Below are 13,892 nucleotides of genomic sequence, written 5' to 3'. Positions count from 1 at the left end.
GTTCTCCACCGCGTACGGCGGGCGGATGACGGCCTGCAACCCGTCGGCGCGCAGCTGTGGCAGCAGCCGTAGTTGCCTGGCACAGGCAGCGGATGAGGCTGATCTTGCAGGTGCCCGCGCTGCAAGCACACTCCATCCTCCGTTACGCCGACTGGCGGGCCGTGGCCGCCAAAATCGCCGCACAACGCCTGAACCAGCCGGTCGATGCACTGCTTGCCGCAGGTCATCGCCCACGCCTCGCTCGGTGCGGCGGTGGCGTCCTACGAGCGGTGGCGGCGCGAAGAGACGCCGACCTGGACGAGCCCATCAGCCAGGCCATGCGTGGACTGGCCGAGGGATTCCAAGGCCACGAACCCCCATCCGTGCGCGCGTAGCGTCAGGCCGGCAGCCGTCCGGCCTGACGCCGTACCCGGTGCCGCCGACTTTCCACCGCGAACCAGGTATTGACATGAGTTCAATTGAGTGCGATGCCTGTCAGGCGCGCATACGCGACAGTTCGGTGACGCACTCCGGAAATCTGGGCCGGCACACACCCGGCCTCTCGGCGGATCGCTGGGTGGCACGGTAGGGCTGCTGCGTGCGCCGCCGTCCATTCGTACGCCTTTCCGTGAGAAGGGACCATCGATGAAGATGGCCGCCGATTCCCCGAGGCGCATGTCGGAAGAGACGCGGTTCTGGCTCGACTTTCGTGAACCGATGGCGATGAGTAACCAGTGGTGCCCAGGGGAGCCGACGGACGCCCGACGTTCAACGTTCAGAGGATCTTGGTCATGAAGGTGCTGTTCGGGTCGGGCTGGTAGTCCGCGAACGGTTCACAGTGGTGGAAGCCGAACTTTGTATAGAGCCTCCTGGCTGGCAGGAAGAACTCGGCCGAGCCGGTCTCGAGGCTCAGACGCGTAAACCCCATGCGTTTGGCTTCGCTTAGAATGTGCTCCAGCAGCTGGGAGGCGATCCCGCTTCTCTGTCTCGTGGGCCTGGTACGCATCGACTTCAGTTCCGCGTGGCCCGCGTCCAGTCTTTTGATCGCACCGCAGCCCACCAGGCTGTCGCCGTCCACGGCTGACCAGAACGTGATGTCCGGCTTCCGAAGACTGTCGAGGTCGAGGGCGTGCTTGCTCTCCAAGGGCGTGAGGGACCGCATCTGCTGGACGTGCTCGGCGAGGAACCTGGCGATGTCTGGCCCGGAGAGGTCATCTACCACGATCTTCAAAGCGTCCATCCTCTCTCCGGGCTCTCCCGGGCTCCTGGGCTCCCGGGCGCCCCGAGTGCCGCCGCGACTGTCAGACTCCGCTTCCGGAAGTGGTCCGAATCGAGACTATGACGATCTTGAGGAGTCAGGCCACATGTTTCGGGACGCCCGGCGGCCAGAGGACCGGTTCACGTCGCGAGCAGGACGCGCCTGCGAAGGAGGGTGAAGCCGGCACGGCCGGACATCTGTCGTTTGAGCATTTTGATCCGGTTGACGTGGCCCTCGACCACGCCTGAGTTCCAGGGCAGGGTCAGACCCGCGATCACAGCATCACGGTCGCGGTCGATGCCCGCGGCGAGGGTGTGGAGGCTTGGCAGGTCGTCTTGGCGGACGGCGTTGAGCCACTCAGTGAGCCGTTCGCCCTGGCGCTCGGTGAGCATCTGGGCGAAGGACCGGACGTGACCAGTGAGGGCGTCAAGCTCGGAGCAGTTGGCCAGGACGGCTTTGAGCCGGAGTTGTTCGATCTCGGTGAGCGATTCCGGGCGGCTGAGAATCCAGCTGGTCACCAGGCGGGGTGCCGGGGGCTGTGCGGTGATCGGACGGGGTGAGGTGCGCTTCTTCCTGATGTAGGCGCTTACAATGCCGTAGCTGCCCTTGTAACCGAGCGGGGACTATCTCCTTCCAGAGCTTCCAGGCATTGGTGCAGCCCTCGTTCCAGCGGTCGTCCAGGTAGGGTTTGAACTCGTCTAAAGCGGATGTTCGGTTGAACTGATATTGGCCGGTGAAGAGGTCTTCCGGCCTGGCGGCATCGGCGAGGCTTTTGCCTGTGCGGTGCGGCATGTGGAGTTGACGGCCGATGGAACGGCGGCTGTGGCCGGCTTCCGGCATTGCGTGAACGGCGGCGTGCCTGGTCCGGATGCGGTTGGCAAACTTGTCGCTCTTCCAGGGCGAAGCCGGGAACTCCTCGGACGGTGTGAGCTCGTCGGCCTCCTCCTCGACCGGTTCGGGGACCAGGACGCGCAAGCACTGGCGGTGACGGGCCACAGCCCGCTCGGTGGCCTCGCTGAGGTTGTGCCACAGATGCCACCGGTCAGCGACCTGGATCGCTTGGGGTGCCCCGGCCGTGGCACCCTCCGCGAAGAACGGAGCTCGATCCCGGCAGACGACCTCGATGCCAGGTCGTTTCGCCAGCCACATGGCCAGACTGGACGCCTCTCGATCTGGCAGCAGGTCCACCAGCCGTCGGCTCTCGACATCGACCAGCACGGTGCCGTAGACGCGTCCCTTGCGCGCGGCGTACTCATCGACTCCGACCACCCGCGGAGCCGGCACATCCGGCTCAGGCAGCAAGCCGACCAGCCGCAGCACGGTACTGCGGCTGACGGCAACCCCGAAGACGCTCGCCATCCGGGACAGCCCCTCCGGCGAGCGCAAGACCGACCGCGGCCAGCATCGAACGCAGGCGTTCGGTCCACCGGCTGTATCTCCAGGTCAACCCTGGCAACTGCTCAACGAACGTCCGCCGTCCACATGAAGCTTCCGCACAGAAGAATCGGCGGACCCGCAGGCACAGGACGACCCGCCGGCCTGCACTGGGAACATCGGCGGGAAACCGCAGGTAGGAGCTGTGCATCCGGCTCGACTGACGCCCACAACCCGGGCACGCGGCCCCGGCCGTCGCACTACAAGCCTCGATGCGCACCGCCTCGTCGTTCACGTCCACCGACAGCACCGTCACGTCTGCGACCGACGGGAAAAGCAACACCTCCAGCCGGAGCACTCTCTCTTCCACGGCGCCGAACTGTCGGCCACACGAGCATCGCCACTGATCATTTTCAGGCAACTTCCCGGAGGATGTTGCTGGCGTCAGTCGTCACTCACAGTGCGTGCCTCACGGAAGTTGAGCCAGAACCCTTAGAAATCAACGAAGCCACCCCGTCAGAGCCCCGTCCGCAACACTCACAGACTTGACAGGGAAGACGTGTGCCGACCAGATCGGGCACTTCGCCGCTTACGCCGTGCCACACTGGTGCTGGCCCCCGCTGCATCCCCCGTCGGCGGGGGGCCGCTTCACGTCCTGGCGTAGTCGGCGCACACTAGTACCCTTGGGGCATCCTCCGATGCGTGGGCTGCGCAGATGCTCGGAGCGCCCCCACCGCCCCGCCTATCCCGCGAGGTGGCAGCACGTCAGCATGCAAACAGCTCCGGGTGCCCCGCGGTTGTCTTCCCACTTCTCCACTCGAAGCGGTTCAGCCCGGACGAGGCGGCGAACTTCGTCATCTCCGCCTTCTTTCATCCGGAAACGGGTTTCTTGACCTTGGAGGCCTCGCGCCTGAGCCAGGTTGTCGCAGTCAGCACCAGCGTGGTGCCGGTGGCGATGAGGACGGCGGTGTCGGGGGTGGTGGCGGTGAGGAGGAGGCCGGTGACAGCGGAACTGAGGCCGTAGCCGATGCCGCTGCCGGCGTAGAGGGCGGAGTAGCCGACGGGGTGGAGCTCGGCGGGGAGCTGTTCGCGGAGGGTGAGGTTGCGGGTGATCAGTACGGCGGCCTGTAGGAGGCCGGTGAGGGCGAGGAGGCCGGCGATCACCGGCCAGTGGGAAGCGAGGGCCGTGAGGGCAACGCCCGCGATCATCACCAGGAGCAGGACCGTGCTTTGGCGTTCCACGCTGCCGGGCCAGGTACGGGCACCGTAGACCAGGCCGCCGACGATGCTCGCGAGGGCGAAGCCGGTCAGGATCGGGCCGCTGTAGGCGACGGGCAGGCCCCGGTGCTCGAGGAGGGCGGGCAGCGTGAGCTCGATGCTTGCCAGCAGGTACATGGCGGCGATGCTGGTCAGGTAGACGGGCCAGGCTGTCAGGGCTTGCTTGAGCGGGGCACGCTGCCCTTCGCCTGTGGCGCCGGTCTTGTCGGGCAGCTGCCACAGCGCGGCGATGGAGGCGAGCGTGGCGACGGTGGCGATGAGGAACGGCGTCTGCGGAGCGACGCCGAGCGCCAGTACGGATACCAGCGCCGGTGAGGCCGCCCAGACGGTCATGTTGAGCGTGGATTCCAGGCTGAGGATGGTGTGGAGGTGCTGTCTTGGTGTGAGGTCCTCGGCCATGGTGCGCAGGGCACCCGGTGCGGCCGCCGCGGTGGCGCCGGCGACCGCAGCCAGGGCCACGGCCAGCGCTGTGCCAGGGCTGGGCAGGAACGCGAGCAGGGCGAACGCGACGGCGGACAGGCCGAGCCCGGCCGCGATCTCGCGTCGGTACGGACGTGTCCGCAGTCGTGTGCTGAGAAGCGGTGCGCCTATCGCTTCGGCGACGGCGTACCCGGCAGCCATTGCGGCGCCGCCGCTGTAACCGGCGTCCGTACCGCGGCCGTAGAAGAGGAAGGCAAGCGGCGCCATCGCCACCGGGAGGCGGCTGGCCATGACTATCGCGGCCCAGATCGAGACGTGCTTGGTGAACAGGCCACGGTACGCCACGTGTGGTGATCCTTACTTGTCGTGCCGGGTCAAGACGGTGGTCAGTTGGTGTTCGAGGGCGTCGGCTTCCTCATGGGTGTGGGCGAGGATCACGTACTCGAGGTTGCCGGTGGCGGCAGTGTCATCGGAGGCGATGACGATGCCGCGCTGCTGTCGGGAATCCCAGGCAAGCCCGCGTTCCTGCATGGCATGCAAGAGCCGGTCGAGCGCGGGTGCCCGGACGTTGAACCTGCTGATCAGGACGTGGCTGTCTGTCCAGTTCGGGCCGACGAGCGTCTGGGCGATGTGGTGTAGGTGGGTGCTGCCGCCCAGACGTGCGTTTACCTCGTTGAACCATGCGTTGCCGGCCTGGTCGATCACCGCGTCGATGCTGGCCAGGCCGTGATAGCCGAGGCCCTGCATGAATCGGGCCATCCGCAGGGCCTCACCGGTGAAGGCCTCCCATGCCCGGCCGGGCACGCTCCTGGGCGGCAGCGCGAGCCCGGCGAGGACTGGCGGATCCTGGTCGGTACGGAGCTGGCCGCCGTTCAGGAGGACGGGCTCGCCGTGCGCTGGGCAGTCCACTTCGACGTAGACGGACGTGCAGTCGGGGTGGAAGACCTCGAGGACGACCTCTCCCTGCGGGGCATGGGTGGCGGTCAGCCCGGCCTCCTTGAGGACCTGCTCATGATCGGCCGGATCAGCGAGGACGATCGTGTGCAGGGCCCCTGTGCCTTTCAGGCCCGGGTCGGTGGTGATCACGATGTTGCCGTGGCCGCCGACCGCGCGGTCCCGCTTGAGGATGACTGCCTGGTGCGCGGTCAGGAGCCATTGCAGGGTGGGGGAGAGATCCTCGCTGGTGCGGCACGGAATGCCGTCCGGAACGGCGAACCCGGCTCCCGCCGCCAGGGCACGGAAGACGACCTTGCTGTTGAGCAGTTCCGCGCCGCCTTCCGCCACGAACGGCGATCCGGTGACAAGACCGAGCTCACGCGCGAACACCTCGGCACCGCGGTCGTGGATGTAGGGGCAGAACTCCCAGCCGGGAGTCACCAGTTCCCTCAGCCTGCCGAGGATCTCCTGCGAGTGCAGCAGGCCCTGGGTCAGGAGGTCGGCATCCGGTGCGATCACGTGAATACGGTCCGGCGAGATACCGGTGTGCTGCGCGACGTGATCAAGGAAGGCGCCGGGCACGGGCCGCGGCAGGACGAGAGCATCGCCGTCCCGCATCAGCCACACCAGGCGCTTCATTGCGAAAAGGATGCCGTCGAAGTCGTCCTGCGTGAGCAGGTCCATGCGGTCGACCATGTGCTCGGTGCAGGCGTTCCCGAGCCAGAGGCGGGGCATCAGAACTCGGCCTTCCCGCCGATGGCGTCCAGGTACCAGACCTGCAAGAACCCGTCGTCGTCGACGCGGGCGTTTTCTGGCAGCTGCCAGCCGGGCACCCAGGACATCCTCTCCTCGTACCGGTAGCCGGTCTGGAGCAGGATCCGGTTGTGCTCGTCCCGGTCGATGATCGAGCCCTCGTACAGCGGCACCTTGCCGACGTCCGTCATCAGCGTGAAGTGCGGGCGCGTACGGCCCGACGTCAGCCCCGAGGCTCCCAGCCTGCGGTGCAGCTCAAGGCCCTCCGCGACAGATGTGCGGTGGTGGTCCATGCCGCGGATCGGGACGCAGTGGAACAGGTAGTGCGCCTCGATGTCCATGTGGCGCAGCTCGTCGAAGAGCTCGACGAGGGTGTCGAGGTTGTCGTTGAGCCCGCGCAGCAGCACCGTCTGGTCGTAGATGCGTGCCCCGGCTTCCTGAAGCGCCGCGTACGCCTCCCTGACCTCGGGAAACAGCTCGCCCTTGTGGTTGATGTGCGTGGCGACCTCGACCCGGAACGTCGACCTGCGCCGCAGCGCGTGCTTCATACGGGCATCGATCCGCCGCGGATCCTGGAGCGGCACCCGGGTAGCGATCCGCACGATCTCGACCTGGGGCGCGTGCTCTTCCAACGCGTCCAGCAGCCACTCGATCCGATCGATAAGGATCAGCGGGTCACCGCCGGTGACCAGCACCTCACGGACATCCTGGTTCTCCGGAGCCGTGCCGCAGTAGCGGGCGATGAATTCCAGATCTTCACGGGAGAGCGTCGTGGTGTCGTACTGCCCGCGGATGCACCACCGGCAGTGCGCGGCACAGATCGTGGTGGGCTCGACCAGCAGGGTCCGCCGGTACAGCTTCTCGACGCCGCGCAGTTCACGGCCCTCGAAGACGGTACCCATCTCCGACTGGTAGTGACGTGCGACCTCGAAGGTCTGCTCGACAGCCTCCGACGGATCGACAACGTACTGGAGGTCGAGGAACGGGAGCGGCTCACCGGCTTCCTCGATCTTCTTGCGCAGGTACGGGGATATCTTCTCGGCGAAGACGCCGTTCTTGGCTCCGGCCATGGCGCTACGATCTGCCTCTCAGGATCGCTGAACGGTACATGGCGCCTAGCCCTTGGCCGAGGGCATGGCGCGCAGGCCGACGGAACCGGGCTGGGTGGCCGGTCCGGCAGCCTGACAAGGTGGCAATCCCCCTGCACTACTGGCTGTGTGACCAGGAGTCACCGGCCGACCACTAGAACATATGTCAGATGCATGGAATATGGGGGGCGTCACGTTTCGTGACGGTGAGAGGTCGAGTGGAGGCAATCCGTAGCTGCCGGGAAGGCATCCTGGCAGCTCAGGCACGCACGCCGTCCCACCAACCAAATCAGGCCATTCCTTCTTCGCTGCCGGTCGTTGCACCACATCGGTGCACTGTTCAGCTCAGAAGGAGGCCATCAGTGACCCGTGGGAAAAGCTCAAAGCACGCACCGCAGTCGTCGGTGGCGCGGTGAGCGTTCGGGGGACGGGCGAACTTGGCCGCCCGGCCGGACAAACGTCAAGTGGCAAGTACCGACGGGCTCTGTTCACCGAAGCACTCGCCCAGTACGTGGTGACCCGCACGATCGACATCGTGGCCTAGGGGCTGTCTGCGGTTGTGATCAATTGGCTTTCAGGAGGCTGCTGATCCAGATGGTCGCTGCGCGGAGATGCAGTCCGGCGAGGTAGCTTTCGGACGTCTTGTCGTAGCGGGTCGCGATGCCTCGCCAGTCCTTCAGCCTGTTGATGGCCCGCTCAACCGTGTTGCGATCGCGGTAGAGATCGGCGTTGTGGGTGACGGGCCTGCCGCCCCGGCTGCCTTTCTTCCTGCGGTTGGCTGCCTGGTCCTTCTTCTCCGGGATGACCGCCTTGATACGGCGTTTGCGCAGGTGGGCGCGGTTGGCGCGGGAGGAGTAGGCCTTGTCGCCGGCCACGGCGGCGGGCCGGGTGCGGGGACGGCCGACGGGTAGACGGACCCGCACCTTGCTCAGGACTGGGATGAACTGGGGGCTGTCGGCGGCCTGCCCGGCGGTCAGAAGGAGCGCCATCGGCCGGCATCGCCGGTCGGCGGCCAGGTGAATTTTGCTGGTCAGCCCGCCGCGGGACCGCCCGAGCAGGGCGGCCTTCAGCCGTGCCCGCCGTCGTAAGCGGATGCGTCGGCGTTCGGCGCGGACCGGATCGATTTCGCCGTCCTGTCCGCCTTGTTCCCCGGACGCTCCCCCTTTTGCGAGGCCGCCTCTTCGAGCGCGGCCAGGGTCTCTTCGCTGACCCGCATGCCGGCCGCGTCGTGATGAGCCCGCGTGGTGGTGGAATCCACGCTGACCAGCGACATGTCGATTTCCTCCCTGCGGACGGCCTCGGCGATCGCCTCTTCCAGCAGGGCCTGGAAAACACCCGCGTCCCGCCATCGCATGAAGCGGTTGTAGACGGTCTGCCAGGCGCCGAACCGCTCGGGCATCTCCCGCCACTGACTGCCGGTGCGGAACCGCCAGATCACCCCCTCGAACTGATCCCGCAGCCGGTCGGGGTACGGGCCGAACCTGCCGACCGGCAGGAATGGCCCGATGAACTCCCACTCTTCGTCCGTGAGTTGCGTACGCGTCACACCACAGTCCTACCGGATCGGCAGGTACCGCCGATCTTGATCACAACTAAAGACAGCCCCTAGGACCGCCTCACCCAAACGCCACCCGCCGCTGGCCCTTCCTGAACGGCCCCGTACCCGGGACCGGTGACGGTCGCCTCGCGGTCGACCAGACCCCCGCACCCGCCCCAGGGCCCTATGAACTGCCGCGCCCCAGGCTCGACCACGCGCACCAGGAGCGCGCTGCTGGCACCACCTCCAGCCCATCCTGGGCCGGGACCGCAGAGCACCACCGGCACTGAAAGGGGAATCACCATGCGGTCTGGCACGAGATGCTCGGCACCGCCCAGTACGCGGCCCTCTGCCAGGAGACCGCCGGCCAGACGATCGGTCACGTCGCCAACAACGGGCAGGGAGGCGTACGGACCGCTGCCCCATATCTGGTTCACCGACGCCGACGGCAACGTGAACCAGGAGGCGATCTTGATGATGCCGCGGGTGGTGCTGCTGGGCAGCTTCCCGATGCCGGACATCATCTCCCCGGGGGTTGGGTAGCAGGTCGTAGGCCCACACGTGCCGGCGGCGCAGATCCCGGAGGATGTCCGCATCGGCGGATATCAGGTTCGGGTCGGGCGCCTGTGGACGTGGCAGGGCGCTCGGGGGACTGCGTACGCTCAGGGCCGACACAGCTGCCGGTAGGGGACTTCGGGGAGGAACCTGTTCCAATCGGCTGGGGACAGCGAAGTTCCGGCGCGTGCGCACACCGTGTCGACGGCTCGGTCCGGATCGATGTCGTACTTCTGCCACGGCACGTGTTCACCCGCGGCGTACAGTGTGCCGCCGTCCGGGCTGAAGGCCAGGGACAGGATGCTGTCGCCCGGAGTGCGCAGTGTGGGGCCGAGGGGTTGCTGAGAGGCCACGTCCCACAGCTGCAGGGTGCCCTGTTCCCCGGCGACGGCGAGGGTGGTGCCGTCCGGGGAGAAGGCCATCGCGGTCGGTACCTCGCGTGCGCCGTGTGTGGCGCGGGAGAGAGTGCCGGACAGTGTGCCCAGCGGCGTACGCAGGGTGCCGTCCCACAGGGACACCTTTCCCTGGTACGTCGCCGCCACGGCGATCCGGCGCGCGTCCGGGCTGAACGCGAACACGCAGTCCTGGCATTCCCCGAGTTCGTCGGGCAGGGTCTTGCCGTCGGACACTCTGATCAGGGCGCCGGTGTCCGTCAGGAGTTTCGTGCCGTCGGCGCTGAGCGCGCCGATTTCCTGGACCTGCTCATCGCGGTTGCCACGGTTCGGTTTGGGCAGGGTGCGCAGCCGCTTTCCGCTGTGGGTGTCCCAGACCTTGACTCTGTTCTCCGCATCGGTGGTCATCACCTCCCGGCCGTCCGGGCTGAGGGCCACTGCCATGAACTCGAAGTCCGCATCACCGGGGGTGAGCGCCGTGACCTGCCGGTTTCTTCTCGTATCCCACACGCGGATCCCGTCTGCGCCGTGCGGGATGGGCGACTTGTCGAGGCCGTAGGCGAAGCGGTTCCCGTCGGCGCTCAGCGACATCGGCAGGAAGGGGCCGTTTTCCCCGGCCTGGGCGGACCGCTCCAGTCCGGGAACGTTCGCCAGGGTCTTGCCGCTGCGTGCGTGGAGCAGGGTGAAGTGGTCGGCGCGGGCGCCTGCGTGGGCCAGGGCCAGCGTGCTGCCGTCCGCGCTGAACGTGGCGTTGTTGAGGGGTTGCGCACGCCAGGAGGAGGTGATGGACCGGACCAGATCGAGCGTGTGCACCACGGGTCGGGTGCCGGTTCCGCTTCCGATGTAGCGGATCGCACGGGAACTCATGTCGAGTTCGATGCCGCCGGGGACCCCGTACTCGTCGGCCAGTGCGTGGCGGAAGACCGGGGCCTGCGGCCGGTCAAGGCGCCAGAGCAGGATCTCGTTCCTGCCCGCGCCCGCCACGAACTTGCCGTCGTCGCTGAAGGCATACCGTTCCGGGCCCGTCTGGCGGAGCATGGGCAGTTCCTTCCCGGAGGAGAGCCGCCAGCGCCGCAGTCCCTGCTCATCCGCCACCGCCAGGGTGTGTCCGTCGGGCGAGAACTGTATGTACTGCAGGGTCGAGCAGGGCATTTTCGTGATCCACTTGGCATCCGGTCGGCGGTCCTGGCGCATGTCCCGCAGCTCGACGTGATCGTCCTCGGTGCAGTACGCCAGCAGGCGGCCGTCCGCGCTGACGTCCGCCGCCACCGCCTGGGGAGCATCCGGGGCGGAGAGCAGGCGCCGCCCAGTGCGCGTGTCCCACACCTCTATGCCGCGGTCGTCGGCGCTGAAGAACATCGCCCGCCCGCTACTGCTGAATCCCATGAGGAACGCGGTGGCGGAACGGGAGGGGCCGAAGGCGGGGCTGCGGTAGCGTCCGGCGCGGATGTCCCACAGCCGCACCTGCATGCCGGCGCCCGTGGGGACGGCGAGCGTCGCGCCGTCGGGGCTGTGCTGAGGAGGGACGAATGCCTCCGGGTCCGTGTGACCCGGCACCGAGGGGTAGGTGCCGGTCACCCGGCCCGTCTCCGCGTCCCACACCGTGATGCGCCTCTTCTCGTTCTCGATGCGGGTGAAGGTGCGGCCTCCGTCGCTCAGGAACTGTTCGTAGTCGTAGTCGGAGGTCGGCGGCTCGAACTTCGCCCGCTCCCGCTGCTCCAGGGCGCCCAGCAGTGCCGATTCGGTCTCCGGAGTGTGACTCAGTTCCCAGGCGGCGACGCTGAGTTGGAGTGCCAGCCGGGGATCGGAGGAGCGCAGTCCGTTCGCGACGGTGGCGGCCCTGCGGGCGGCGGCGAGAACCCGCTGCCGGTCGCTCTGCTGAGTCTGCTGCCAGGCGACGATGCCCGCCAGGAGGGCGAGCACCACCACAGCGGACAGCGAGCCGACCAGCGTGCGCAGCCGGCGTGCGGCCCTAGCCGCCGCCTGCCGCTCCTGATCGCGTGCTGCGGCACTCGCGGTGAGGAAGTCCGCCTCCAGCACGGTGAGGGCGGCGCTGGGTCCGGGCTGGGTGAACGCCTCCTCGGCCGTGGCCAGTCTGGTGCCGCGGTACAGGGCTCCCGGGTCGCGTCCGAGGTCGTCCCACGCGAGGGCCGCCTCGGTCAGGCGGCGGTGGGCGCGCAGCTGCTCACGGGCCTCCTCGATCCACCCGCGCAGCCGGGGCCAGGCGGAGATCAACGCCTCGTGGGCGACGTCGACGGTGTTCTCGTCGAGGGTGAGCAGCCGGGCGCGGGCCAGCCGGTCCAGGACCAGGGCGATGTCGTCCTGGGAGGCGGTGCCGAGGTCGAGTTCGCTCCGGTCGACCGGGCGCCGGGTGTCCTGGGAGCCCTCGCCGGGGGCGATCAGCCGCAGCAGGATCAGCCGGGCCAGCTCCGCGTGGTCGGGGGAGAACCAGGTGTAGACCTCCTCGGCGCTCTGCGCGATCGCGCCGTGCACGCCGCCCACCGCCTCGTATGCCTCCATGGTGAGCACCCGCCCGCGGCGCCGCTGCCAGGTCTCCCGCAGGGCGTGGGAGAGCAGCGGCAGGCCGCCCGGCTCGCCGTCCACCTCCTCCACGAGGCGGGCGGTCAGCTCGCGCTCGACGATCAGCCCGGCCGACTGCGCGGGCCTGACGACGGCCTCGCGAAGCTCGGCCGGGCTCATCGGTCCCACCAGCAGGTTGGCCTCACGCAGGGCGTCGGCGAGTTCACGGTGCTCGGCGCAGCGTCCGTAGAAGTCGGCGCGTACACCGAGGACGACGCGCAGCCGGCTTCCGGGCTCGGCGGCGGCCAGCAGACGGGCAAGGAAGTCGGCCCGCTCTCCGGTGTCGCGGCAGAGCGTGAAGACCTCCTCGAACTGGTCCACGACCAACCAGGTTTCCCCCTCGCCCGGGGCTGGTACGCACACTGTGGCGTGGCTGCGCAGCGGATGCTCGCCCGGGGTGAGGATCCGCACCGCCGCTGGCCGGTTCGGTCCGTCGAGGCTGCGCAGGCGGGGAATCAGCCCCGCCCGCAGCAGGGATGACTTGCCGCTGCCGGACGGCCCGAAGACCGCAAACACACGGTGTTCCGCCACCGCGCGGACCAGCGCGTCGGTCATCTCGTCCCGGCCGAAAAAGAGCTCCGCATCGCCGACATCGAATCGGGCCAGGCCACGGTAAGGAGGCGGGACGGCCTCGTCCGCCACGAGGTCGTCAGTCCGGGCCAGCTCCATGACCGTCTCGCGCCAGCGCCGCTCCCACGCCTGCTCCTCGCCGCCGCACGCCCGCACATAGGCCAAGGCCACCGGCAGGGAGGGCAGTTGCTCTCCTTTGGCCGCTCTGGACAGGGTGGAGACCGAGACCTCCACCTGCCGGGCCATCTGCCGGTAGGTAATGCCGCCCGCTTCCTGGCGCAGCTTGCGCAACTCGAACGCAAATCGCTGAACCGGCCCCAGCCCCGGATCGAGGTCCGCCTCGGGACGCCCCATATCGCTTCCTTCCCCCGTGCCGCCCGCGACCTGCGGCGGCGTCTCATCCCAACACGCGCCCCACCATCATGAAAGGCACCATCCCGCCATCCCAGGCCTGTGACCTGCTTTGTTTCATGCCCGGGACACGGCTGTGCAACAACCCGAAACCCGGTGAACTCGATCCAGGACGCCCCCAGTGGCCACCCTGGCCACGGGTCGGCATCCATGAACAGCCCACTAACGCGAAGAGGGTCTTCAATGGCGTCCAAAATGCAAACTGAGGACGTTGGCGAACCCGACAGACGCCGTTTCGCAGTCCGCGAAGCGTCCGGATCCAACTCTTCTCAGGGGGAAACGTAATGATCATGTTCACCAAGCGCGGGGTCGTGGGAGCCATGTGTCTGGCCTCCGCGCTGGTCATGGGGGCCAGCACTTCGGCGAACGCAGTGAGCGTGGGCTTCAACGTGAGGTCGACCAGCGGCAAGGCCGAGATCAGCGGTACATACAAGTACTGGGTCTCCGGAACCGCCGCCGGCCGTACGCTCTACGACGGATCCTTCTCCGGCGCGACGGCCAGGGACCGTGTCGCCGGTGACGGTTACGAGGCCGTCCTGGCGCTCAAGTACGACGAGTTCACCGGCGGCGCATGGCGCCCCGTGAAGAACAAGGTCGCCGTGGTGAACGGCACTAAGTCGTGGTCGTTCAAGAACAAGGCGAACGTGTATGCCTACGCCTGCGACCGCAAGGTCGGCAAGAAACCGCTCCTCAACTGCAAGCGCGCCTGGTAGACACAGCCGAGCCCCCGCCTGACGGCGTTTCCACGCCACACCTCGGCG

The 13,892-nt window shown here is 67.9% G+C and carries 8 protein-coding genes and 2 pseudogenes; 2 read left to right on the top strand and 8 right to left on the bottom strand.

Going from position 1 to position 13,892, the window contains the following annotated elements:
- The first annotated feature begins 56 nt into the window (after positions 1-56).
- Complete coding sequence (locus tag SSOG_RS58170) at positions 57-374, top strand: acyl-CoA-like ligand-binding transcription factor (protein WP_167542443.1); 318 nt, start codon at positions 57-59, stop codon at positions 372-374.
- Between the two features lie 380 nt (positions 375-754).
- Here the strand turns inward: SSOG_RS58170 and SSOG_RS00135 are convergent, their stop codons facing one another.
- The 8 genes and pseudogenes from SSOG_RS00135 to SSOG_RS00095 all read right to left on the bottom strand — a co-directional run bounded on the left by SSOG_RS00135 (position 755) and on the right by SSOG_RS00095 (position 13,074).
- Positions 755-1,210 (bottom strand): GNAT family N-acetyltransferase, encoded by a 456-nt coding sequence (locus tag SSOG_RS00135; protein WP_039940379.1) that lies wholly within the window; start codon positions 1,208-1,210, stop codon positions 755-757.
- A 179-nt stretch (positions 1,211-1,389) separates the two neighbouring features.
- Positions 1,390-2,596 (bottom strand): annotated as a pseudogene (locus SSOG_RS55295) (ISL3 family transposase); the annotation flags it as partial.
- Positions 2,529-2,822 (bottom strand): hypothetical protein, encoded by a 294-nt coding sequence (locus tag SSOG_RS55290; protein ID WP_245606553.1) that lies wholly within the window; start codon positions 2,820-2,822, stop codon positions 2,529-2,531. The pseudogene SSOG_RS55295 and the gene SSOG_RS55290, both read right to left, overlap by 68 nt.
- 659 nt (positions 2,823-3,481) lie before the next feature.
- Positions 3,482-4,654: an MFS transporter gene (locus SSOG_RS00125; RefSeq protein WP_009712139.1), complete on the bottom strand. Its 1,173-nt coding sequence runs from the start codon at positions 4,652-4,654 to the stop codon at positions 3,482-3,484.
- Between the two features lie 12 nt (positions 4,655-4,666).
- A complete protein-coding gene (locus SSOG_RS00120) occupies positions 4,667-5,980 on the bottom strand; it encodes a preATP grasp domain-containing protein (protein ID WP_009712138.1) in 1,314 nt (437 codons plus the stop codon).
- Entirely contained in the window at positions 5,980-7,068 is a 1,089-nt protein-coding gene (locus tag SSOG_RS00115; RefSeq protein WP_009712137.1) for a radical SAM protein, read from the bottom strand. The genes SSOG_RS00120 and SSOG_RS00115 overlap by 1 nt, the downstream gene beginning before the upstream one ends.
- 581 nt (positions 7,069-7,649) lie before the next feature.
- A pseudogene (locus tag SSOG_RS47885) lies at positions 7,650-8,632 on the bottom strand (IS5 family transposase).
- A gap of 653 nt (positions 8,633-9,285) precedes the next feature.
- Positions 9,286-13,074, bottom strand: coding sequence for an nSTAND1 domain-containing NTPase (locus SSOG_RS00095; protein ID WP_009712132.1), 3,789 nt, complete (start codon positions 13,072-13,074; stop codon positions 9,286-9,288).
- A gap of 347 nt (positions 13,075-13,421) precedes the next feature.
- Between SSOG_RS00095 and SSOG_RS00090 the strand changes: the two genes are divergently transcribed.
- On the top strand, positions 13,422-13,844 hold the full coding sequence (locus SSOG_RS00090) for a hypothetical protein (protein WP_245606173.1): 423 nt from the start codon (positions 13,422-13,424) through the stop codon (positions 13,842-13,844).
- The last annotated feature ends 48 nt before the right edge of the window (positions 13,845-13,892 follow it).

It is taken from the genome of Streptomyces himastatinicus ATCC 53653 (assembly GCF_000158915.1).
Lineage (GTDB): Bacteria > Actinomycetota > Actinomycetes > Streptomycetales > Streptomycetaceae > Streptomyces > Streptomyces himastatinicus.
This window is presented reverse-complemented; position numbering and strand designations above follow the sequence as displayed.

Excerpts from the sequence above, each read along its gene's own strand:
- SSOG_RS55290 (WP_245606553.1), bottom strand. The coding sequence starts at position 2,822 with ATGCACAGCTCCTACCTGCGGTTTCCCGCCGATGTTCCCAGTGCAGGC.
- SSOG_RS00120 (WP_009712138.1), bottom strand. The coding sequence starts at position 5,980 with ATGCCCCGCCTCTGGCTCGGGAACGCCTGCACCGAGCACATGGTCGAC.
- SSOG_RS00115 (WP_009712137.1), bottom strand. The coding sequence starts at position 7,068 with ATGGCCGGAGCCAAGAACGGCGTCTTCGCCGAGAAGATATCCCCGTAC.
- SSOG_RS00095 (WP_009712132.1), bottom strand. The coding sequence starts at position 13,074 with ATGGGGCGTCCCGAGGCGGACCTCGATCCGGGGCTGGGGCCGGTTCAG.
- SSOG_RS00090 (WP_245606173.1), top strand. The coding sequence starts at position 13,422 with ATGTTCACCAAGCGCGGGGTCGTGGGAGCCATGTGTCTGGCCTCCGCG.